General features: G+C 67.7%; 20 protein-coding genes and 4 tRNA genes. 21 read left to right on the top strand and 3 right to left on the bottom strand.

Annotated elements, in window-relative coordinates; genetic code table 11:
- Positions 1-82: 82 nt before the first annotated feature.
- Positions 83-805 (bottom strand): DUF4870 domain-containing protein, encoded by a 723-nt coding sequence (locus ABD154_RS05985; RefSeq protein WP_198498921.1) that lies wholly within the window; start codon positions 803-805, stop codon positions 83-85.
- 190 nt (positions 806-995) lie between these two features.
- Positions 996-1,853 carry a DUF3097 domain-containing protein gene (locus ABD154_RS05980; protein ID WP_198498920.1) on the bottom strand — a complete coding sequence of 286 codons (858 nt, stop codon included), beginning with the start codon at positions 1,851-1,853 and terminating at the stop codon, positions 996-998.
- A 180-nt stretch (positions 1,854-2,033) separates the two neighbouring features.
- Here ABD154_RS05980 and hrcA point away from each other — a divergent pair, with 180 nt between their 5' ends.
- The 8 genes from hrcA (at position 2,034) to zapE (ending at position 9,857) form a co-directional block, all read left to right on the top strand.
- The gene (gene hrcA, locus ABD154_RS05975; RefSeq protein WP_198498919.1) at positions 2,034-3,086 is read left to right on the top strand and encodes a heat-inducible transcriptional repressor HrcA; all 1,053 of its coding nucleotides are present in this window, start codon (positions 2,034-2,036) and stop codon (positions 3,084-3,086) included.
- Positions 3,087-3,158: 72 nt separating this feature from the next.
- Positions 3,159-4,271, top strand: coding sequence for a molecular chaperone DnaJ (gene dnaJ, locus ABD154_RS05970; RefSeq protein ID WP_137823923.1), 1,113 nt, complete (start codon positions 3,159-3,161; stop codon positions 4,269-4,271).
- Positions 4,268-5,044, top strand: coding sequence for a 16S rRNA (uracil(1498)-N(3))-methyltransferase (locus ABD154_RS05965; RefSeq protein WP_198498918.1), 777 nt, complete (start codon positions 4,268-4,270; stop codon positions 5,042-5,044). The genes dnaJ and ABD154_RS05965 overlap by 4 nt, the downstream gene beginning before the upstream one ends.
- Positions 5,045-5,161: 117 nt before the next feature.
- The gene (locus tag ABD154_RS05960; RefSeq protein ID WP_232623612.1) at positions 5,162-6,103 is read left to right on the top strand and encodes a PhoH family protein; all 942 of its coding nucleotides are present in this window, start codon (positions 5,162-5,164) and stop codon (positions 6,101-6,103) included.
- Entirely contained in the window at positions 6,100-6,588 is a 489-nt protein-coding gene (gene ybeY / locus ABD154_RS05955) for an rRNA maturation RNase YbeY (protein WP_198498917.1), read from the top strand. Before ABD154_RS05960 ends, ybeY begins: the two co-directional genes overlap by 4 nt.
- Positions 6,589-6,592: 4 nt before the next feature.
- A complete protein-coding gene (locus ABD154_RS05950) occupies positions 6,593-7,846 on the top strand; it encodes a hemolysin family protein (RefSeq protein WP_198498916.1) in 1,254 nt (417 codons plus the stop codon).
- A 1-nt stretch (position 7,847) separates the two neighbouring features.
- Entirely contained in the window at positions 7,848-8,783 is a 936-nt protein-coding gene (gene era, locus ABD154_RS05945; protein WP_198498915.1) for a GTPase Era, read from the top strand.
- Positions 8,784-8,831: 48 nt separating this feature from the next.
- Positions 8,832-9,857 (top strand): cell division protein ZapE, encoded by a 1,026-nt coding sequence (zapE, locus tag ABD154_RS05940; RefSeq protein ID WP_198498914.1) that lies wholly within the window; start codon positions 8,832-8,834, stop codon positions 9,855-9,857.
- Positions 9,858-9,885: 28 nt separating this feature from the next.
- On the opposite strand, the gene ABD154_RS05935 is transcribed toward zapE, so the two are convergent.
- On the bottom strand, positions 9,886-10,365 hold the full coding sequence (locus ABD154_RS05935; RefSeq protein WP_232623611.1) for a TIGR02611 family protein: 480 nt from the start codon (positions 10,363-10,365) through the stop codon (positions 9,886-9,888).
- Between the two features lie 134 nt (positions 10,366-10,499).
- On the opposite strand from ABD154_RS05935, the gene ABD154_RS05930 reads away from it, so the two are divergent.
- The 13 genes from ABD154_RS05930 to ABD154_RS05870 all read left to right on the top strand — a co-directional run bounded on the left by ABD154_RS05930 (position 10,500) and on the right by ABD154_RS05870 (position 22,865).
- Positions 10,500-10,572, top strand: a tRNA-Gly gene (locus ABD154_RS05930).
- A gap of 26 nt (positions 10,573-10,598) precedes the next feature.
- A tRNA-Cys gene (locus ABD154_RS05925) sits at positions 10,599-10,669 on the top strand.
- Between the two features lie 34 nt (positions 10,670-10,703).
- A tRNA-Val gene (locus tag ABD154_RS05920) sits at positions 10,704-10,775 on the top strand.
- 38 nt (positions 10,776-10,813) lie between these two features.
- A tRNA-Val gene (locus ABD154_RS05915) sits at positions 10,814-10,885 on the top strand.
- Between the two features lie 327 nt (positions 10,886-11,212).
- Positions 11,213-12,625: a DUF4190 domain-containing protein gene (locus tag ABD154_RS05910; protein ID WP_344250563.1), complete on the top strand. Its 1,413-nt coding sequence runs from the start codon at positions 11,213-11,215 to the stop codon at positions 12,623-12,625.
- Positions 12,626-12,858: 233 nt separating this feature from the next.
- Positions 12,859-14,865, top strand: a complete 2,007-nt coding sequence (gene thrS / locus ABD154_RS05905; protein ID WP_344250561.1) for a threonine--tRNA ligase — start codon at positions 12,859-12,861, stop codon at positions 14,863-14,865.
- Positions 14,866-14,939: 74 nt separating this feature from the next.
- The gene (locus ABD154_RS05900; RefSeq protein WP_232623910.1) at positions 14,940-15,488 is read left to right on the top strand and encodes an HIT family protein; all 549 of its coding nucleotides are present in this window, start codon (positions 14,940-14,942) and stop codon (positions 15,486-15,488) included.
- Entirely contained in the window at positions 15,485-17,506 is a 2,022-nt protein-coding gene (locus ABD154_RS05895) for an alpha/beta hydrolase family protein (RefSeq protein WP_344250559.1), read from the top strand. The genes ABD154_RS05900 and ABD154_RS05895 overlap by 4 nt, the downstream gene beginning before the upstream one ends.
- A gap of 4 nt (positions 17,507-17,510) precedes the next feature.
- Positions 17,511-18,131: a phosphatidylinositol phosphate synthase gene (gene pgsA, locus ABD154_RS05890; RefSeq protein ID WP_198498908.1), complete on the top strand. Its 621-nt coding sequence runs from the start codon at positions 17,511-17,513 to the stop codon at positions 18,129-18,131.
- Positions 18,118-18,597: an NUDIX hydrolase gene (locus ABD154_RS05885; protein ID WP_137823937.1), complete on the top strand. Its 480-nt coding sequence runs from the start codon at positions 18,118-18,120 to the stop codon at positions 18,595-18,597. The genes pgsA and ABD154_RS05885 overlap by 14 nt, the downstream gene beginning before the upstream one ends.
- Positions 18,598-18,784: 187 nt before the next feature.
- A complete protein-coding gene (locus tag ABD154_RS05880; RefSeq protein WP_198498907.1) occupies positions 18,785-19,537 on the top strand; it encodes a YebC/PmpR family DNA-binding transcriptional regulator in 753 nt (250 codons plus the stop codon).
- Complete coding sequence (gene ruvC, locus ABD154_RS05875) at positions 19,537-20,133, top strand: crossover junction endodeoxyribonuclease RuvC (RefSeq protein WP_198498906.1); 597 nt, start codon at positions 19,537-19,539, stop codon at positions 20,131-20,133. Before ABD154_RS05880 ends, ruvC begins: the two co-directional genes overlap by 1 nt.
- Positions 20,134-20,852: 719 nt before the next feature.
- On the top strand, positions 20,853-22,865 hold the full coding sequence (locus ABD154_RS05870; protein ID WP_198498905.1) for an HNH endonuclease signature motif containing protein: 2,013 nt from the start codon (positions 20,853-20,855) through the stop codon (positions 22,863-22,865).
- Positions 22,866-22,904 lie beyond the last annotated feature (39 nt).

Genomic DNA, 22,904 nt, shown 5'->3' with positions numbered 1-22,904 from the left:
CTCAGCACGGCGGCCCGTCTCGGTTGACTGTCAGTGTCTGACTGTCAGTGTCGGAGTCGATCGGCTCGGGAGCCGGTCACTCTCACTTGACGAAGGGGATCGTCATCGGGATCTTGTAGCACTCGCCCTTGTTCGCGGCCATCGCGGCGATGATCTGGAAGACGATGGCACAGATCCAGACGGCGATGTAGAGGAAATAGCCGACGATGACGAACATGAGGAGTCCGCTGACGAAGTACGCGATGAGGATCGTGAGCTGGAAGTTCAGGGACTGACGAGCGGTCTCGCGGACGAAGGGGGACTCGTCCTTCTTCACGAGGAACATGATGAGCGGCAGCAGCCAGCCGAGGAAGATCGCTCCGACATCAGTCCACAGCGCCGTCGTCCGCTCGGACTCGTTGGCATTCCAGAAGCGCTCGGAGCCGGGTCCGTAGGCGGCCTCGGGGAGGTTGGCAGAATTGAACATCGCGGGATTGCCCTGCTGGATCCCGTAACCGGGCTGCTGCCCGCCGTAGCCCTGTCCGCTGTAGCCCTGCTGCGAACCGTACTGCTGCTGGCTGCCGTAGTTCTGGCCGCCATAGCTCTGCGGCTGGCTCCCGTACTGATTCTGCTGCGAGCCGTAGTTCTGCTGCGACCCGTACTGCTGTCCGCCGTTGTTCGGCTGCGACCCGTACTGGTTCTGCTGCGAGCCGTACTGGTTGGGCTGGCTGTAGGGCTGCTGGGGTCCCGACGCCTGGGAGTAGTCGGGCGGCATCGGGCGGGACTGGTGCTGATCGCCGTTCGGCGGCTGCGGGGAATTCGACATGACGGGTCCTTTCGAGAAGCTTCTGCCCCCTTACCCTAATCGACCTGCCTCGCCCGGACGTGGGAATGGTGTTCCAAATCCATCACAAACGCCCGCGCGGACGCTGGCCGCAGCCTGTCCGTGCACCGGCCCCGCAGCGAACGCAGTCCCCGGAGCGACCGCAGTCCACACACCGCCTCGGAGCGAAACGTCAGTCCACGGTGACGAAGTCGATGAGCTCCTCGACCCGGCCCGAGAGCGTCGGCTCGACGTCGGCGATCGTCGTCACCGACTTGAGTATCCGCACCCAGCCGGCGGCGACGTCCCTGTGGTCGGCGTGCGGCCAGCCGATGCGGCGCAGGATCCCGGTCTTCCAATCCTCGCCGCGCGGCACGGTCGGCCATGCGTCGATGCCGACGACCCGCGGCTTGACCGCCTGCCAGATGTCGACGTAGGGGTGACCGATGATGTGGACGACCTCGGCGTAACGGGGATCGGCGCGGACCGCCTCGGCGATCTTCGACTCCTTGGTGCCCTTCACCAGGTGGTCGGCGAGGATGCCGACGCGGTGCTGCCGGTCGGGACCGAAGGCCTCGAGCTTGTCGGCGACGTCGTCGAGCCCGCCGAGCGGTTCGACGACGACGCCCTCGATGCGCAGGTCATCGCCCCAGATCTTCTCGACGAGCTCGGCGTCGTGCTTGCCCTCGACCCAGATCCGCGACCCCCTGGCCACCCGCGCCTTCGCATCGGCGACGGCCCGCGACCCCGAGGCGGTGCGACCGGGCGCCTGCGGCTTCCGTTTGGGCAGCCGCAGATCGACGGGCTCGCCTTCGAAGAGGAATCCCGGACCCAGAGGGAACGCCCGGCGCCCGCCGCGGCGATCCTCGAGGGTGACGACGACGCCGCTCGCGGTCTTCTCCGCCCCGATGACCGCCCCGACGAACCCGCTCATCGCGTCTTCGAGGACCATGCCGAGGCCGACCTCGACGGGGCGGGACTTCTTCGGGCGGTGCGAGGACGGCGAGGATCCCGAGAGGACATCCGAGCCGTAGCGATCAAAGGCATTCACGGTGCCCCAGCCTAGTGAATCGCCCCCGGCGCGGCCGGGCTGACACGCAGGCCGGGTGCCGACGGCCGCCGCGGAATCCGCGCGCCCCGGCGGGAGGAGGGGGCGGACGTGAAATCACGGATCAAGAGGCGTAGAATTGGCACTCTGAGTATTCGAGTGCCAAATCCGGGGAGGAGACGAATGAACGACAGCAGGCGCGCGCAGGTGCTGCGGGCAATCGTCGAAGACTTCGTGGCCACGAACGAACCCGTCGGATCGAAGGCGATCGTCCAGCGCCACACCCTCGGCGTCTCACCGGCGACGATCCGCAACGACATGGCCCAACTCGAGGCCGAGGGCTACATCGCCCAGCCCCACACCTCGGCCGGTCGCATCCCCACCGACCTCGGCTACCGCATGTTCGTCGACCGCATCGACGAGTTCAAGCCCCTCAGCCACGCCGAGCGCCGCGCGATCCTCCAGGTCGTCGACGGCGACGTCGACCTCGACGGGATGCTCGACCGCACGGTCCGCGTCCTCGCCGGACTCACCCACCAGGTCGCGCTCATCCAGTACCCGATGGTCTCGCAGGCGCGCATCAAGCACATCGAGGTCGTCGGGCTCGCCCCCGGCCGCATCCTCGTCGTCCTCATCACCGATGCAGGCCAGGTCGAGCAGAAGATCGTGACGAGCGCCGAGGCGGTCGATGACGCCGATCTGCAGCGGTTCCGCGAGCGGATCAACTCCGAATTCGCCGGTGCCAAGCTCTCCCGCGTAGACGTCCGCGGGGCCGACCACGGCGCCGAGGTGGGCGCGACGGCGGCCGCGACCGGACCCGATGACGAGGCGGGCAGTCCCGTCCTCGATCGCATCCGCGACGCTGTCATCGACCTCGTCGCGGCGACCCGCGAGGAGCGCATCATCATGGCCGGCACTGCGAACCTCGCGCGCTCCGGCTCCGAGTTCGGCGAGCAGATGGCCCCGATCCTCGAGGCCTTCGAGGAGCAGGTCGTGCTGCTCCGGCTGCTCACCTCGATGGCCGAGGACCACGCGGAGATCAGCGTGCGCATCGGCCGTGAGAACACTCACGAGTCCTTCAGCTCGACATCCGTCGTCGCCGCCGAATATGGTCATCTGGCGGGATCCTCGGCCCGCCTGGCCGTCCTCGGTCCCACGCGCATGGACTATCCGACGACGATCTCGGCCGTGCGAGCCGTTGCCAAATACGTCTCCTCCGCCCTCGACCAGGGGTAGGCCCGCCGGCAGCCCGGGCGCGACCCACCCACCTCACACGCACACACCACCACCAGGGAAAGAGAAGTTTCTGTGGCCGATCACTACGAAGCACTCGGAGTGTCGAAGGACGCTTCGGCGGCTGAGATCAAGAAGTCCTATCTCAAGCTGGCCCGCAAGTACCACCCCGACGTCAACCCCGGATACGACGAGGAGTTCAAGTCGATCTCGCTTGCCTACGAGGTCCTCTCCGATCCGGACAAGCGCCGCAACTACGACATGGGCGGCGGCGACAACGGGCAGGGCTTCCCGGCCGGCGGCTTCGGCGGCTTCGGCGACATCTTCGAGACGTTCTTCGGCGGCGGGGGAGGCTCCGCCGGCGGTCCGATCCCGCGCATGCAGCGCGGCAAGGACGCCCTCGTCGGCGTCAACATCGACCTGCAGACCGCGGCCTTCGGCGGCACCGTCGACCTCGACGTCACCACTGCCGTCGTCTGCGAGACCTGCCACGGCGCCGGCACCCAGGACGGCACCTCCGTCGAGACCTGTTCGCTGTGCCACGGCTCCGGCAGCATCCAGCGGATGACCCGGACCCTGCTGGGACAGATGGTGACGAACCAGACGTGCAACCAGTGCCACGGCTACGGCACCGTCATCCCGCACCCCTGCCTCAACTGCCAGGGCGACGGCCGCGTGCGCAAGCAGCGGACGATGAAGATCCGCATCCCCGCCGGCGTCTCCGACGGCACCCGCATCCAGCTGTCGGCCCAGGGCGAGGTCGGCCCCGGCGGCGGACCCGCCGGTGACCTCTTCGTCGAGGTCATGGTCGCCCGCCACGAGGTGTTCCGCCGCGACGGCGACAACCTCCGCGCCGCCGTGTCCGTCCCGATGACCGCCGCCGCACTGGGCGCCCGGATCCCGTTCGAGACCTTCGACGGCGTCCAGGACCTCGACATCGAACCCGGCACGCAGTCGGGCACCGTCGTCAAGCTCCCGGGCCTCGGCGCGACCCGCCTGCGCACCGAGACCCGCGGCGACCTCCTCATCACCGTCGACGTCGTCACCCCCGACAAGATCGACGATGAGCAGAAGGAGCTGCTCGCCCAGCTCGCGAAGCTGCGCGGCGAGGAGACCCCGCGGGCCCAGATCACGACGGAGTCCCGCGGCATGTTCTCCCGCATGCGTGAGAAGTTCGCCGGTCGGTGAGTCTCCCGGTCTTCCATTCGCCCCAGGCCGCCGAGGCGGTCGCCGGTCGCGCGCTCACCCTCGGTGAGGACGTGGCCGGGCACGCCGTGCGGGTCCGCCGCATCGGTCCCGGCGAGGAGATCGACGTCGTCGACGGGCACGGGACGCGGGCCCGGGGAACCGTGGCGACCGCCTCGGCGACGGAGCTCACCCTCGACGTCACCGAGGTGGCCGCCACCCCGGAGGCCACGCCCCGTCTCGTCCTCGTCCAGGCCCTCGCGAAGGGCGACCGCGACCTCCAGGCCATCGAAGCGGCCACGGAGATCGGGGTCGACGAGATCATCCCGTGGGCAGCCGACCGCTCGATCGCCGATTGGCCGGCGAAGAAGCAGGCGAAGATGGCGGCGAAATGGGAGAACCTCCTCACCGCCGCCTCCCTGCAGTCGCGGCGCTCCCGCTTCCCCGTGCTCACCGAGCTGGCCCGCGGTGCCGAACTCCTCACCCGCCTCGGCGAGGGGACCGCACCGGAGGGCGAACCGCCTGCCGATGCGATCTTCGTCCTCCACGAGACCGCGGAGCTCAGGCTCTCGACGGCACTGGCCGACCTCGACACCGCGGCGACGGCGCGGATCGTCCTCATCGTCGGACCCGAAGGCGGGATCAGCGACCGGGAGCTCGCCTCGCTATCCGGAATCGGGGCCACCCCCGTCCTCCTCGGCGACACCGTCCTGCGGTCCTCCTCGGCGGGACCGGCGGGACTCGTGCTCGCACAGAATTCCCTGGGCCGCTGGTGAGATACCGGACTACGATGGGAATGCACCCTGCTGCGCTCCGACCGCGGAGCGCCCGATCAACGAAGGACTGTTCTGGACACCTCCACTGACGCCACGACCACCACCGCCTCGGAGACCGTGCGTCTCGTCATCCCCGAATCGATCGACCTCGTCGAATTCTTCGGACCCGGGGAGGCCAACCTCCGGGCGCTCGAGAAGGTCTACCCCGAGCTCGACCTCCACCTGCGCGCCAACCAGCTCCAGGCCGCCGGCGACCCGGACCAGGTGAGCGCGTTCGTCTCCGTCATCGGCGAACTCAAGAAGCTCCACCAGTCGGGCCACCGCATCGACGAGGAGACGATCGAGCGGGTCGCCTCGTTCTCCTCCGAGGGCAAGGCCGCCTCGGCGGTGATGGGCACGAACATCCTCTCGACCCGGGGCAAGTCGATCCGGCCGAAGACGATGGGCCAGCACGACTACGTCAAGGCGATCCGGAACAACACGATCACCTTCGGCATCGGCCCCGCCGGCACGGGCAAGACGTATCTCGCGATGGCGATGGCCGTCAACGCCCTGCAGAACAAGGACGTCTCCCGGATCATCCTCACCCGCCCCGCCGTCGAGGCTGGTGAGCGCCTCGGCTTCCTGCCGGGCACGCTGGGGGAGAAGATCGACCCCTACGTCCGTCCCCTCTACGACGCCCTCCACGACATGGTCGACCCCGAATCGATCCCGCTGCTCATCGAGTCCGGCACGATCGAGGTCGCGCCCCTGGCCTACATGCGCGGTCGCACCCTCAACGACGCCTTCATCGTCCTCGACGAGGCGCAGAACACGACGGGGGAGCAGATGAAGATGTTCCTCACCCGCCTCGGCTTCGGCTCGCGGATGGTCGTCACCGGCGACGTCTCGCAGATCGACCTGCCGGGGAACACGAAGAGCGGGCTCAAGGTCGTGCAGAAGATCCTCGCCGGCATCGACGACCTCGCGTTCTGCCAGCTCGGCAGCAAGGACGTCGTGCGGCATTCGCTCGTGACGAAGATCGTCGACGCCTACGACCTGTGGGGGAACTCGAAGTGAACACGGAGATCGCGAACGAGACCGACGCCGAGGTCGACCTCGACGAGGTCGTGGCGCTCACCGAATACCTCGGCGAGGCCCTCCACATGCACCCCGGTGCGGAACTGTCGGTGACGATGGTCGACGAGCCGGCGATGGCCGAGCTCCACGTCACGTGGATGGACCTCGAGGGTCCCACCGACGTCATGTCCTTCCCCATGGACCAGCTCAGCCGCGGCCGCGCCGACGCCCCGACGGAAGGCCAGATGGGCGACATCATCATCTGCCCGGCCGTCGCCGCGAAGCAGGCGGCGACCGCTGGGCACTCGACGATGGACGAGATCCTCCTCCTCACCGTCCACGGCTTCCTCCACCTCCTCGGCTACGACCACGGGGAGCCTGACGAGCGCGAGGAGATGTTCGCCCTCCAGCGCCACCTGCTGCTGACGTTCTTCGCCGCCCGCTACGACGGGCGGACGGACATCCCCGCGCCCACCGAGGTCTGACGCCGTGGTCTGGCTCTTCCTCGGCGCGCTCCTCTGCCTCGTCGTCGCCGCGGCGCTGGCCGCCGTCGACGCCGCCCTGCTCAGCGTCTCCCACCATGCGATCCAGGACGCGAAGGCCGAGGGGAAGAAGTCCGCGGCCCGGGTCGAGCGGATCCTTGCCGACCTGCCGACGAACATCAACGTCATCATCTTCGTCCGCCTCTTCCTCGAGGCGCTGGCCACCGTCTTCATCGCCCTGGCCTACGACTCGATCTACTCCGTCGGCCCGCTGATGATCGTGCTCACCGTCATCACCTCGTCGATCGCCGTCTTCGTCGTCGCCGGCATCTCCCCGCGCACGATCGGCCGCCGTCGCTCCCTCGGGGTGAGCCTGGCGCTCAGCGGGGTCGTCACCGTCCTCCTCGTCATCCTCAAACCCCTGACCCGGGTGCTCGTGTGGCTCGGCAACCTGCTGACCCCCGACCGCGTCTACCGCGACGGTCCCTTCGTCACCTCGGAGCAGCTGCGAGACCTCGTCGAGAGGGCAAGCGAATCCGACGTCATCGAAGACGGGGAGCGCGAGATGATCCAGTCTGTCTTCAGCCTCCGCGAGACCTCGGCGAAGCAGGTCATGGTCCCGCGCACCGACCTCGTCACCGTCACCTCCGGCACACCGCTGCACAAGGTGATGAACCTCTTCCTCCGCTCCGGGTTCTCCCGGATCCCGATCAGCGGCGACGACCTCGACGACATCGAGGGCGTCGCCTACCTCAAGGACGTCGCCCGCCGCCTCCACCAGCACCCGGAGGACGCCGACCGGCCCGTCAACACGCTCGCCCGCGACGTCCTCTTCGTGCCCGAGACGAAACCGGCCGACGACCTCCTCGAGCAGATGCAGATCGATTCGACGCACCTGGCGATCCTCGTCGACGAATACGGCGGCACCGCAGGGCTTGTCACCATCGAGGACATCGTCGAGGAGATCGTCGGCGAGATCGAGGACGAATACGACTCCGGAGACGAGGACCTCGTCATCGACGACGACGGCTCGTTCCTCATCAGCACGCGCATGTCGATCACCGACTTCGCCGAGTACTTCGACGTGCGCATCGACGAGGACGATGTGACGAGCGTCGGCGGACTGCTGACGAAGCTCGTCGGCCGCGTCCCCATCGCCGGATCGACCGCGCACATCGCCGGGCTCCGACTCACCGCCCTCGAGGGCCAGGGCCGCCGGCACCGCATCACCCACGTCAAGGTCACCAGGGAAGAGAGCTGAGATGGACTTTCGCACGGACTACCCGGAGGACTTCCGCGCGGGCTTCGCGTGCTTCGTCGGCCGCCCCAACACGGGCAAGTCGACGCTGACGAACGCGCTCGTGGGGGAGAAGGTGGCGATCACCTCGGCGAAGCCCCAGACGACGAGGCACACGATCCGCGGCATCGTCCACGAGGACGACTACCAGCTCGTCCTCGTCGACACCCCCGGCCTCCACAAGCCGCGCACCCTGCTCGGCTCGCGGCTGAACGACCTCGTCGTCGCCACACTCTCCGAGGTCGACGTCATCGGCTTCTGCCTGCCCGCGGACGAGCCGATCGGACCCGGTGACCGCTACATCGCCTCCCAGCTCGCGCTGCTCGACGGGCGGACCCCGATCGTCGCGCTCGTGACGAAGGTCGACACGGTGAGCCAGGAGAAGGTCGCCGAGGCGCTCCTGGCCGTCGGTGAGCTCGCCGACTTCGCCGACGTCGTCCCCGTCTCCGCCGTCGACGGCTTCCAGGTCGACACCGTCGGACAGGTGCTCGCAAGCCACCTGCCGGTCTCGCCGCCGCTCTACCCCGAGGGTGAGCTCACCGACGAGCCCGAAGAGGTGATGATCGCCGAACTCGTCCGCGAAGCCGCCCTCGAAGGCGTGCGCGACGAACTGCCGCACTCGCTCGCCGTCCAGGTCGAGGAGATGTACCCGCGGGAGGGCCGCAGCGAGGACAATCCGCTGTGGAACGTCCACGTCAACCTCTACGTCGAGCGCCCGAGCCAGAAGGCGATCATCATCGGCAAGGGCGGCAAGCGGCTCAAGGAGATCGGCTCGGTCTCCCGCCGCGGCATCGAAGCGCTGCTCGGCACGAAGGTCTACCTCGACCTCCACGTCAAGGTCGCCAAGGACTGGCAGCGCGACCCCAAACAGCTCGGTCGCCTCGGCTTCGACTTCAGCTGAGCCGGGGCCCGGTCGGTCCGCGACCGCGCCTGCCATAGAATTGGGCGAGTGAATGCCGAGCAGACTCTGACCTCTCTGAGTGAGCGCAACCCGAAGGTCGCCCCCGAAGAACTCATCGCCGGGCTCGTCCCGCCCCCGCAGTTCGAGAACGTCTCCTTCGCGAGCTACCGCACCGACCCCGCCCAGCCCTCGCAGGCCGAAGCGCGGAACAAGCTCGAGGAGTTCGTCGCCGACGACCGGTCGACGGGATTCTTCGGCAAGCTCTTCGGCAAGGGCAAGGACGGTCCGAAGGGCGTCTACCTTGACGGCGGCTACGGCGTCGGCAAGACCCACCTGCTCGCCTCGGCATGGCACGCCAATGAGAAGCCGGCGACCTTCGGGACCTTCGTCGAGTACACGAACCTCGTCGGTGCCCTCGGCTTCGTCAAGGCGCGCGACGACCTCAAGGAGATGAAGCTCGTCTGCGTCGACGAGTTCGAACTCGACGACCCTGGCGACACCGTGCTCATGTCCCGGCTGATGCGCGAGCTCACCGATGCCGGGGTGAAGATCATCGCGACGTCGAACACCCTGCCCGGATCGCTCGGTGAGGGGCGCTTCGCCGCCCAGGACTTCCTCCGCGAGATCCAGGCGCTGGCCGACCAGTTCGAGGTCTACCGGATCGACGGCCAGGACTACCGGCACCGCGGTCTCACGGCCCCGGCCGAACCGCTCACCCCCGAACAGCTCGACGAGGCGGCGGCGCAGCTGCCCGGCACCGTCGCCCGCGACGAGTTCTCCACCCTCCTCGACCACCTCGCGACGGTCCATCCCTCGAAGTACGGCCGGATGGTCGACGGGATCGACGCCGCCGTGTGGGACGACGTGCGCACGATCGACAACGAGAGCGTGGCGCTGCGCTTCGTCGCCCTCGTCGACCGCCTCTACGACCGCGACGTGCGGATCATCAACTCCGGTGAGCGCCTCGACAAGGTCTTCACCGAGGAGTCCCTGGCCGGCGGCTACCGCAAGAAGTACATGCGCTGCCTCTCGCGCCTCACCGCGCTCTCGGCCCCGGAGGCCGACGCAGGCTGACGTCGCCTCCCGCCACGGGATCGTCTGCCTAGCGCAGGTGGAGGAACTCGAGCAGTCCGCCGAGGTCGGGCACCCAATCTGGGATGCCGATGAGTTTGAGGACCAGCCACACGATGACCGCGACGAAGGCCGCCGTGAGCGCGCCGACCGTCCAGCGCACCCAGAGCGGCTGCCGCATGATCCAGCGCGTCCACGCCTCGACGCGCACCCGCACGAAGTGGAGGAGATGCCTCGCCCAGTGGAACTCGGTCGAGATGACGAAGAGACCGATGATGACGATGAGCCAGCCCGGTCCCGGCAGGGGCACGAGGATGAGGCCGATGATGACGATGAGCGTGCCGACGCCGCCGACGATGAGTCTGAAGAGGCGATCGACGTGGGGGTTGGCGGCGACGCTCTGCCGCCATCGGAGGTAGCTCAGCCGGCACTGTCTCCAGGGGCGCCTCCCGTGCTTGTGATGACGCGACAGCCAGCCCTTCGGGCGCTTGTCGGGGGATCGTTCGCTCACACAGCACATTCAACCTCACCAGCCTGAAAGCTTGATCGGGAGCTGTGACGACGATCACCGCGGATCGATTTTGCGTGCGGGGCCGGCTGCGTATAGAGTTATATCTCGTTGCCAGGGAAACCAGGCAGCGAAACGCGGATGTGGCTCAGTTGGTAGAGCATCACCTTGCCAAGGTGAGGGTCGCGGGTTCGAGTCCCGTCATCCGCTCGGAGGCGTCATGGCACTGCCTTGGCGGTGGCGTGGCCGAGAGGCGAGGCAGCGGCCTGCAAAGCCGTATACACGGGTTCGAATCCCGTCGCCACCTCGGATTCCTCGACGGTCTGACCGTCGGTGAGTCGGCGCGATTGGCGCAGCGGTAGCGCGCTTCCTTCACACGGAAGAGGTCACTGGTTCGATCCCAGTATCGCGCACAGGGACCATCACGGTTCCGGTGCAACAAATGAATAGAGCGCGATTGGCGCAGCGGTAGCGCGCTTCCCTGACACGGAAGAGGTCACTGGTTCGATCCCAGTATCGCGCACAACAGGAACCCCAGGCTTCAGGCCTGGGGTTTCGTGCATTCACACCAGTGCTCAAATCCCGGGGTCCGAGCTCTCAGGGTCCGAGCTCTCGGGGTCCGAGCTCTCGGGGTCTGCGCTCTCGGACTCAGTGCTCTCTGGGTCCTCCCGCGGTCCCCGCCGTTGCGCAGTCGCAGCCCTGCTGCCGCGGCAAGTCGTCGTGTCCGCGTGACCTGTCGTCGTCACCGGTGAGAATGTGTGTCAGTTCTGCCACGAATCAGGCGGGTGACCGCTACTCTTGTGCTTGTACGCTAATCACAGCAAACATCGACAAGGACTCCGGAGCAACTATGTCTACCCCGCAGAATCCGTACGACCCGAACCGCAGTTCGGGCAACGACAACTCTGACCAGAACTCGTCTGCCGATCAGAGCCGATCGGCTGAGGACAACGGCAGCCAGGCGCCTCAGTACGGCTCGGGGGATCAGGCCCCGCAGTACGGCTCGGGCGACACCCGCTCCTACGACAGCGCGAACGACGCCACGCGCGCCTACGATTCGAACGACACCCCTTCCTACGGCAGCGGCGACCAGGCTCCCTCCTACGGCGGCGACCAGGCCCCGCAGTACGGCTCGCAGCAGCAGTACGGCCAGGACCAGAGCCAGGGCTACGACCAGAACGCTCAGGGCTCCCAGGGCGGCTACGGCCAGAGCCAGGGATACGACGCCAGCCAGTACGGTCAGAACCAGGGCTATGACCAGAACCAGAACTACGGTCAGGGCTATGACCAGAACGCTCAGGGTTCGCAGGGCGGCTACGGCCAGAGCCAGGGATACGACGCCAACCAGTACGGTCAGAACCAGGGCTACGACTCCAACCAGTACGCCCAGCAGCCCTCCTACGCGGCAGCCGGCGGCGGGGGAGACCAGTTCACCCCGGCGAACCCCAACGCTTCCTACGGCAGCTACTCGTCCGGGTCGGGCAGCAACACCTCGAAGAACATCTGGGGCATCCTCGCGCTCATCGGCGGCATCGTCGGCGTCGTCCTCGGCTTCGTCTTCGGAATCGGCTTCCTCTTCGCCGTCGCCGCGATCATCTTCGGCTTCATCGGCCTCTCGGCGATCAAGAAGGGTCAGGCGAACAACAAGGGTCTCACCCTCACCGGCCTCATCCTCGGCTTCGTCGGCGTCCTCGTCTCGATCGCCGTCATCATCTTCACGATCATCGGCATCGGGCTGATCGGTCAGGCCGCCGATGAGTACGCGAGCTCCTCGCCGACGGTTCCGGCACCGATGGATCCGTCCGATCCCGGCTTCGAATCGCCCGACTCCGGCAGCACCGACGACTCCTCTGCTGAGGCAGCCCCTGTCGAAGGCGGCGAGGTCGAGATCGGCACCGATGTCACGGCCGCGATCTCCGTCACCTCCGACACTGCGAGCGACACCGCGATCGGCGCCGAATCGACGAACGGTGAGATCGCCGTCGTCACGATGACGGTGACGAACAACTCGAGCTCCGACGTCGACATGGGCCTCACCCTGCTGACCGCGACCAACGGCTCCGGCGCGACCTACCAGGAAGTGTTCGACGGATCCCAGTACCAGGGCATCCTCGGCTTCGACGAGCCGGTGCCCGCCGGCGGCGAGCAGACCTACGAGTTCGCCTACGCGGTTCCCGCCGCCGAGGTCGATGGCGTCGAGCTCACCCTCTCCCTCATCGATGACCTCGGGGCCGGTACGGAGTTCACCTTCAAGAAGGCCTGAGCCCAGCAGCGCCGCACGGTTCGGGCATCCGCGACACGGATCCCGCACCGCTCGGTGCGACCCCGTTCACCCCATCAGTCGGGCGGCAGTCGGAAGACTGCCGCCCAACTGATTCTGCAGTCCCGTTGAGGGACTAGACTCTAAGAGCGGCGTGCGCGCAGGACTGTCCTGAGAAGCCGGCAGCTCCCCTAAGGCCGCACCGCGAGACAAGCACAACGAAACGGAGAAATTCAGTGGCAGACAGCATCGACTGCGCGGGCCAGAGCATCCCCTGGACTCAGGGCATGACCGGGACGGAGATCTTCTCCACGGACCGCGCGGTGGTGGCGATGTGGCTGAATGGAGAGCCCGCCGACCTCAGTCGCGAACTCTCCCCGGGCGATGCGATCGCCCCGATCACCATCGATTCCCCTGAAGGGCTCGACATCCTCCGCCATTCGACGGCGCACGTCACCGCGCAGGCCGTCCAGGATCTCTTCCCCGACGCGAAGCTCGGCATCGGGCCCTACATCACCGACGGCTACTACTTCGACTTCGACGTCGCCGAGCCCTTCACCCCCGATGACCTCAAGGCCATCCAGAAGAAGGCCGCGCAGATCGTCAAGTCCGGACAGACCTTCAACCGGGTCGTCGTCACCGAGGACGAAGCGCGTGAGCGCATGGCGAACGAGCCCTACAAACTCGAACTCATCTCCGACAAGGGCGCCGGTGACGACGAGTCGGCGGCCGTCGAGGTCGGGGCCGGCGAGCTCACCGTCTATGAGAACGTCGACCGCAAGGGCGAGGTCGTGTGGCAGGACCTCTGCCGCGGTCCCCACCTGCCGAACACGAAGCTCATCGGCAACGGATTCGCCGTCACCCGCTCCTCGGCGGCGTACTGGCGGGGTGACCAGGCCAACGCGAGCCTGCAGCGCGTCTACGGCACCGCATGGGCGTCGAAGGACGATCTCAAGGCCTACCAGGACCGCCTCGCCGAGGCGGAGCGCCGTGACCACCGCAAGCTCGGTGCCGAACTCGATCTCTTCTCGTTCCCCGAGGAGCTCGGCTCCGGTCTGCCGGTCTTCCACCCCAAGGGCGGCATCATCAAGCGGGAGATGGAGGACTACGTCCGCGCCCGCCACATCGCCGAGGGCTTCGACTACGTCGGCACCCCGCACATCTCGAAGGAGACCCTCTACTACACCTCGGGTCACCTGCCCTACTACGGGGAGAACATGTTCCCGGCGATGCTCGTCGACGAGGTCCGCGATGAGGAGGGCGAGATCGTCAAGGAGGGCACGCCCTACCGGCTCAAGGCGATGAACTGCCCGATGCACAACCTCATCTACCGCTCCAGGGGCCGCTCCTACCGCGACCTGCCGCTGCGGCTCTTCGAGTTCGGCACCGTCTACCGCGACGAGCCCTCTGGCGTCGTCCACGGCCTCACCCGCGTCCGCGCGCTCACCCAGGACGACTCCCACTCCTACGTCGCCGTCGAGGACGCCGCGGCCGAGATCCGCCACCTCCTCGGCTTCGTCCTCAGCCTGCTCCGCGACTTCGGCCTCAACGACTTCTACCTCGAGCTCTCGACCCGCGACGAGGACGGGAAGAAGAAGGACAAGTTCATCGGCTCCGACGAGCAGTGGGCCGAGGCGACGGCGACGCTCGAGCAGGTCGCCGCCGAATCCGGTCTCGAACTCGTCCCCGATCCCGGCGGCGCCGCCTTCTACGGCCCGAAGATCTCCGTCCAGGCCCGCGACGCGATCGGCCGCACCTGGCAGATGTCGACGGTCCAGCTCGACTTCAACCAGCCCGAGCGCTTCGGTCTCGAATACGTCGCCGCCGACGGCACCCGCAAGCGGCCGGTGATGATCCATTCGGCGAAGTTCGGCTCGATCGAGCGCTTCCTCGGCGTTCTCACCGAGCACTACGCCGGGGCCTTCCCCGTGTGGCTCTCGCCGGTCCAGGTCACCGCGATCCCCGTGGCCGAGGAGTTCAACGACTACCTCGCCGAGGTGGCCGACCAGCTCCGCGCGGCCGGTGTGCGGGTCGAGGTCGACGACAGCGACGACCGGTTCCCGAAGAAGATCCGCAACGCCTCGAAGTCGAAGGTCCCCTTCGTCCTCATCGCCGGTGGTGAGGACCGCGACGCCGGGGCCGTGTCGTTCCGATTCCGCGACGGCACCCAGGACAACGGCGTGCCCGTCGCCGAGGCGATCGCCCGGATCACCGAGGCGATCGAGACCAAGGCCCAGGTATGACGAGCGAGGGCGAGCAGGCCGCGGACCCGGAGCACCACCTCGGCGAGGGGGATCGTCCGGATCCCGCGCTGGGCATGGACCTGGCCGACATCGAAGCCGCCGAGGGCTTCCCGCGCGTGCCCGACGCCTTCCAGCGGCTGTGGACGCCGCACCGGATGGTCTACATCGGGGGACAGGACAAGCCGAAGGACTCCGGTCCCGCCGAGTGCCCGTTCTGCGCTGCGCCGAAGAAGTCCGATGAGGAGGCGCTCATCGTCGCCCGCGGTGAGACCGTGTACGCCGTGCTCAACCTCTACCCGTACAACCCGGGTCACCTCCTCGTCTGCCCGTACCGCCACGTCGCCGACTACACGGAGCTGACACCGGCGGAGACCGTCGAGCTCGCGGAGTTCACGCAGAAGGCGATGCGGGTCATCCGCGCCGTGTCCGGTCCCGACGGCTTCAACCTCGGGATGAACCAGGGTGAGGTGGCCGGGGCGGGGATCGCCGCGCACCTGCACCAGCACGTCGTCCCGCGGTGGAGCGGGGACGCGAACTTCCTGCCCATCGTGGCGCAGACGAAGGCCCTGCCGCAGGTGCACGCCGATGTGCGCGCGGCGCTGTCGAAGGAATGGAACCGATGAACCCGGAAGATCTCGATTCGCTCGCCGAGTACGCCACGCCCGTCGCCGCCGGCGATGAGACGATCATCGCGATCACGCGCCCGGACCTCGAATCGAACTCGTACCTCTCCCAGCTCTTCGCCGTCGGCTCCGACTCCCCGCGCCGCCTCACCCACGCGTGGCGAGACACCTCACCGCAGATCGGTGAGGCGTGGGCGGCCTACCTCAGCGCCGAGAAGGGGGAGCGGTCCCAGCTCTTCGCCGGCCCCACCCTGACGACGGCGCACCGGATCACCGACCGCCACCTCGGCGTCTCCGAGTTCGCCCTTGACGATGCGACGGGCCGCGTCCTCTACGTCTCCCGGGTTCCCGAGCCCGGCCGCTACGGCACCGACGACGACATTCCCGCCGACGAGGAGGCCCCGCGGCGGATCACCTCGGCGGCGTACCAGGCCAACGGGCTCGGATACGTCAAGGACCGTCCCGCGCGGGCGTTCCTCGTCGACCTCAGCGAACCCGGACTCGGCAAGTCGGGGATCGCCGGCTCCGACGAGGTGCCGCTGTCGACGATGCTGACGACCCCGGACTCCGATGTCCACGACCCGCAGTTCTCACCCGACGGTGCGCACATGAGCGTCGTCGCCGCGACCCATCCCGACCACGGCGCACCCGACCTGCGCTCGACCGTGTGGCTGCTCGGGGCGAACGGCCCCACCCCGCTCGAGCTGCCGCGGATGAGCGTGAGCCTCCACCGGTGGATCGACGCAGACCGGATCCTCCTCGTCGGCAGCGATCTCACCCGCGACGAACTCGACTTCGTCGGGCAGATGCCCGGACTCTTCGTCCACGACCGGCGCACCGGCGCGACCAAGCGGCTCACCGACCCCGAGACGGTCGCCGTCGCCCAGATCCCGCCGCAGATCGTCGCCGGCGACGTCGTCTTCGCCGTCGACACCGAGGGTGCGACCCGTCTGGCCCGGCTCGACCTCGATGCTGCGAGCGGTGATTCCGGCACCGAGGCGGCCCTCGACGATCTCGTGTTCCTCACCGAAGACGTCACCGTCGTCACGGGCTTCGACGTCGCCGACGGCACCGCGGTCGTCACTGCGGTGACGCCGACAGCGCCGGCCGCACTGCTGCGCGTCGACCTCCAGGCCGCTCGGGAGTCCTCCGGTGGGCCGGCCTCGACCGTCGTGCTCGAGCATCCCGCTCCGGCCGCCTCGGTGCGCCCTCAGGTCCTCCGGGTCGAGGGCCCCGGCGGCACGGTCACCGGATGGCTCGCCAAGCCCGCCGGGCAGGGACCGTTCCCGGTGATCCTCAACATCCACGGCGGACCGTTCGCGCAGTACACGCACGGGTGGTTCGACGAGACCCAGGTGCTCACCTCGGCGGGCTATGCCGTCGTCTACGCGAACCCGCGCGGTTCGGGAGGACGCACCCGCACGTGGGGCACCGCGGTGCAGGGCGACATGGCCGCACCGGCGATGGCCGATGTCCTCGCCGTCCTCGACCACGCGCTGGGCGCGGACGCCGACCTCGATGCGAGCCGCCTCGGCGTGCAGGGCGGATCGTACGGCGGGTATCTCACGGCGATGACGATCGCCGCCGATCACCGCTTCGCCGCGGCGATCGTCGAACGCGGATACCTCGACCCGCACAGCTTCCTCGGCACCTCCGACATCGGACGGTTCTTCACCGAGGAGTACACCTCGCGTGATGCCGCGGCGATCGCCCGGCAGTCCCCGCTCGCCCATGCGGATGAGGTGCGCACCCCGACGCTCGTCATGCACTCCGAGCTCGACTTCCGGTGCCCGCTCGAACAGGCCCAGCAGTACTACGCCGCGCTCCAGCGGGCCGGAGTCGTCACCGGGCTGCTCATCTTCCCCGGTGAGAACCATGAGCTCTCGCGTTCGGGCCAGCCGCGACATCGCCGGCAGCGCTTCGATGCGATCCTCGACTGGTGGGACCAGCGCCTGCGGGCCCCCAAGGCCGACTGCACGACCGTCGATCGCCCGCTCACCACCTCGGCGGTTCGCTGACCCGATGCTCAACACCATCGCCCGCGAGGCATTCACCCGACTCTTCCGTCCCCTGGCCAGGCTGCTCCTGCGCCTCGGGCTGACCCCGGATGCCGTGACGTTCATCGGCACGCTCGGGGTGAGCGCCGGCGCGCTGATCTTCTACCCGCTCGGGCACCTGTTCTGGGGCACGGTCGTCATCACCGTCTTCGTCTTCTGCGACATGCTCGACGGGATCATGGCCCGGGAGATGGGGCGCAAGAGCCTGTGGGGCGCATTCCTCGACTCGACGCTCGACCGCATCGCGGACTCCGCCGTGTTCGTCGGTCTCGCACTGTGGTTCTTCCTCGGCGCGGATGATCCGCTCACCGCGCTCCTCGCCCTCGGCTGCCTGGTGACAGGTTCGCTTGTCTCGTATGTGCGGGCGCGGGCTGAGGGCCTGGGCGTCCACGCGTCCGGCGGAATCGCCGAACGCGCCGACCGGTTGTTGGTCACACTCATCGTCACCGGCTTGGTGGGAATGGGACTTCCCGATATCGTTCTGACGGTCGCCTTGGGCGTCTTGATGATCGCCTGCTGCATCACTATCCTGCAAAGAATTTCGTCTGTCCGCCGTCAACTCCTGGAGAACCATGAAACCTCGTAAAGCTTCACGGGTCGTTCTGCTCAATGAGCGCGACGAGGTTCTCCTCATCAGGGCCCAGGACCTGCTCACGCCCACCCACCAGTGGTGGATGACCGTGGGCGGCGGCTCGGAGATGGGCGAATCGCCGGCGCAGACGGCGGCCCGCGAACTCGCCGAGGAGACCGGCCTCGAATGCGAACCCGGCGACCTCATCGGTCCGCTCGCCATCCGCGACGAGGTCTTCCACTTCACCGAGAAGGAGCTGCGGCAGCTCGAGACGTACTTCGCCTACCGGACGAGCGAGGACATCGAACTCGAGGACGCCGTGTGGACCGACATCGAGAAGCGCAGCCTGCTCGAGTTCCGCTGGTGGTCCCGCGACGAGCTCATGGCGACGACCGAGACGATCTACCCGAAGAACCTGCTCAGCCTCATGGAGCTCGCCGCCGTCGGCACCGTGCCCGACGTCCCCCTCGTCATCGACTGAGCGACTGCACCTGGACAGGAGTCAGCCGGACCGCCTCGGTGGGAATCGACCGGACCGGGACGCGACTGCACCGGGGCAGGATTCAGCCGGACCGCCTCGGTGCGAAAGGACTGCACCGCGGAGGTTTCGGCGCGCGGGCGCTGGGGCGTATAGAATCTAAGGGCTTCATCTATAGGAAGGAACACCAGTGTCAGGTCATTCCAAATGGGCAACGACTAAGCACAAGAAAGCTGCCATCGATGCCAAGCGCGGCAAGCTGTTTGCCAAGCTGATCAAGAACATCGAGGTTGCCGCACGCAACGGTGGACCTGATCCCGACGGCAACCCGACCCTCTTCGACGCGATCCAGAAGGCGAAGAAGAACTCGGTGCCCGCAGACAACATCAACCGCGCCGTCAAGCGCGGCGGCGGCCTCGACGGCGAAGCGGTCAACTACGAGACGATCATGTACGAAGGCTACGCGGCCGGCGGCGTCGCACTCCTCATCGAGTGCCTCACCGACAACCGCAACCGTGCGGCCTCCGAAGTGCGCGTCGCCGTGACCCGCAACGGCGGCTCGATGGCCGATCCCGGTTCGGTGTCGTACAACTTCAACCGCAAGGGCGTCATCGTCGTCCCGGCCGAGGGCACCGATGAGGACGCCATCGTCGAGGCGACCCTCGAAGCCGGCGCCGAAGAGGTCAACGACGAAGGGGAGACTTTCGAGGTCATCTCCGAGGCGACCGACCTCGTCGCGGTGCGCACGGCGCTCGTCGACGCCGGCATCGACTACGACTCCGCCGAGGCCTCGTTCGTCCCCGGACTCAAGGTCAGCCTCGATGCGGCCACCGCCACCAAGGTGTTCAAGCTCATCGACGCTCTCGAAGACAGCGACGAAGTGCAGAACGTCTACTCGAACGCCGACGTCAGCGACGAGGTTCTCGCAGAACTCGACGCCTGATGCGCATCCTCGGCGTGGACCCCGGCCTCACACGGTGCGGATTCGGCGTCATCGACACCCTGCCGGCCAGGAAGGCCGCCATGGTCGCCGTCGACGTCTTCCGCACCCCGTCCGCGGACTCCGTGGACCTGAGGCTGGGGTCCCTCGCCGAGGCGTTCGACACCTGGCTGGACACGCACCGACCCGATGTCGTCGCCATCGAGCGGGTCTTCGCCCGCAATGACGTCTCGACGATCATGGGCACCGCGCAGGCCTCGGGCCTGACGATGGGACTGGCCGCGCGCCGCGGGATCCCCGTCGCCATGCACACTCCGTCCGAGGTCAAGGCAGCGATCACGGGCTCCGGACGGGCGGACAAGAAGCAGGTGACGAACATGGTCACCCGCATCCTCGGACTCGACGCGCCGCCCAAACCCGCCGACGCCGCCGACGCCCTGGCCATAGCGATCTGCCACTCGTGGCGCGGGGCGCTCAGCGCTCAGTCGACGCCGGGGATGAACAAGGACCTCACCGAACGCAAGGGCAGCGGCCGGCAGGGGAGTGGGCTGACCAAAGCCCAGGAACAGTGGGCCCGCGCGCTGCGCAACGCGAAGTGAGCCGAAGCGCGGCGGGATGCCCCGACCGCGCTGCGCGCGTCGATCGCGATTCCGAGCGTCTCGGCTACGATTCGACGCGCCCAATTGAGCTCTGTGCTCAAGGCAAGAGCGCCTCGGAACGAGTTCCTCTCCGCTCTCATCATGACATCGTCCCTGATGAGCACCGCACCTCATTCCTGATTAGAACTGCACCGAACGTCATAGAAAATCAGTTGAGAAAATCGAACGAAACTATAGACATGTGATGTCACTTACATCTAGAATAGAGACAACCGCACAACGTCACCGTTGACGGACAGATTGCCGAGATCATGACACTCACGCCGGAACGACCGCAGAACCACCGGGATGATGGCTCCCGTGGCAGTAAGTCGGGTGCGCGTGCGGGAGCATCGAAGAAGCCCGGGTCGCGAGACAGGAAGGGCTCGACGGCCCCGCGTTCTCTTCGCGATCAGCTCGAAGCGGCCGGAATGGATCTCAGCGGTCATGGACTGGCAGAGACGCTCGGCAGCATGGACGCGGTAGCGGCGCCCGACTTCTCGGCACCTGAGCCCTCGACCTGCGATCCTTCGCTTTCTGATCCTGCGGACGTTGGGCTCTCCGGCCGAGAGGTTCGCCGAGGCGACGGTGGAGGGACGGGCTCACAGACCGCCGCCGGCGAGTCCGGGAGTTCCACCGACGCCGAGGGTGGTGGTGCACCACAACCCGCGCGCGGTGGCATGGACGATGACATCGCCTCGCGGCCGTGCGTGTCCGATATGGACAACCCCTTCCAAACGGCCGTCGACGAGCACCGCGACACCTCCCTGGCAGACTCTCCCCATCCGATGCTCACGAAGGAACAGTGGGCCGACCTCGGAGGCTCGGTCCCCGAGGTGACCGACAGCATCGCTGCGATCACCCGGCTCGAAGCCGAACTCCGCGATTTCCGACGTCCGATGGGACCCGACGAGGCCATCACCGTGATGAGGGGAGTCGAAGCGCTCAGCCGTCTCGTCGATTCGCTCCACGCCGTGACGCTGTCGGTTTTCGAGCGCGTCGGAACGCCCAAGGACTACGGGGCGAAATCGACCAAGGCTCTGGTGCAGGACAAACTCCAACTCAGCAGCACCGAGGCGCACCGCCGCACCGAACTGGCGAAGAACCTCGGCAACCGAGTCGACCTGACCGGGCAGTCGCGGCCGCCGAAGTATCCGATCGTCGCGGCCGGTCTGCAGTCCGGAGCGCTGTCGTCGAGCCAGGCGGCGATGATCGGAAAATGCCTCGACGAGGTCCCCTTCTGGCTCGGCACCGAGGTGCGCGAACGGATCGAAGGCAAACTCGTCGAACGCGCGCCGAGCGTCCGCGTCTCCGACCTCCGGCGGATCTTCACCGCCATGCTCGAGCGGGTCGACCCCGACGGCGCCGAGCCGACCGATTCCCGCGACCGCTCGAAGTACAAGGTCAACGTCCGCCAGCGCCGCGACGGCGACTGGGACCTCAGCGGCCTCCTCGACCCGATCACCGGTGGCATCATCCAGGGATGGCTGACCTCACGGATCAAAGCGGACGACCCGACCGGAGTGGACGACCCGACCGGAGCGGGTGACCCCAGCGAAGCAGGCGACACGTCCAGTGACAGCAGCGCAGACGGCACGCCGGGTCTCGACGATGAGACTGGTGACGGCGGTGCTCAGAATCCAACGGGTCTCGACGGTGGACCCGATGATGACCTCCGCGTCGAGGGCGAACAGATGCTCGAGCTCTTCGGGAGCGTGCTCGCCGGAGACGCATCAGACCGACCGCTGCCCGCCGATGTGAACCCGCAGCTGTCAGGCACAGGCTCCGAGAACCCCCGCGGCTGGGGAGTCCGCGCCGACGGCACGTTCGCCGACACCTCGGACGAACAGGGCACAGTGCAGAACCTCATGTACGAGCGCTTCTCGACACTGATCTCCCACACCGAAATGGGTCGGGTCGGCAGGGGAGCGCCGTTCGCCCTCGTCGTCACCGCAACGGCCGAGAACCTCGCCGAGGGGAAGGGCCGGGCGACGACAGGAGCCGAAGCCGACTTCCCGATCGACCTCGCCGCCGATGAGGGCCTCAACGGCACGGTGTTCTTCCACCTCATGACTGAGAAGGCGAAGTCGATGGCGCTGGCGACCGAACAGCGACACGCGACGCCCCGACAGCTGGCGATCCTCGCCGCGCGAGACAAGGGCTGCACCTTCCCTGGATGCGAGACACCACCGGGCTGGTGCGACGCGCACCACGTCTTCCCTTGGGCACTCGGCGGCAGAACCGACCTCAACAACCTCACTCTCGTCTGCAGCATGCACCACCACCTCATCGACAGATCCGAGTGGGAGACGATCATGCTCAAGGACGGCCGTGCCGCATGGATACCACCTGCCTCGGTCGACATCGAACGGAGGCCGATCCTCCACGCGAGATTCGTCACCGACGACGCCGTCGACACGCTCTTCGCCGACCTGCCGCTGTCGCCGCTCACCGCCGCCGATGTCGGCGTCGATGCGGAGCACTGCGGGCCGGAGCTGATGCGGGGGAGCGACGCGGATTCGGTGCGATGGAGCAGTGGGTCCGAACCGGGTGCCGCGCGAGAGCCAGGCGGGGGCATCGACGATCGCAGCGATGGCGGCGCCACCGATAGTGGTGCCATGGGCGGCGATGCCGCCGGTGACGTTGCAGCCGGTGGCGATGTTCCGGGGCCCGATGATCGGGGTCTGTGGTGAGCGCCCGTTTGAGGGGACGAGTGTGCCACCGGCCCGGGC

Origin of the sequence: Brevibacterium sanguinis, assembly GCF_039528855.1 — a bacterium.
GTDB classification, from domain to species: domain Bacteria; phylum Actinomycetota; class Actinomycetes; order Actinomycetales; family Brevibacteriaceae; genus Brevibacterium; species Brevibacterium sanguinis.
This window is presented reverse-complemented; position numbering and strand designations above follow the sequence as displayed.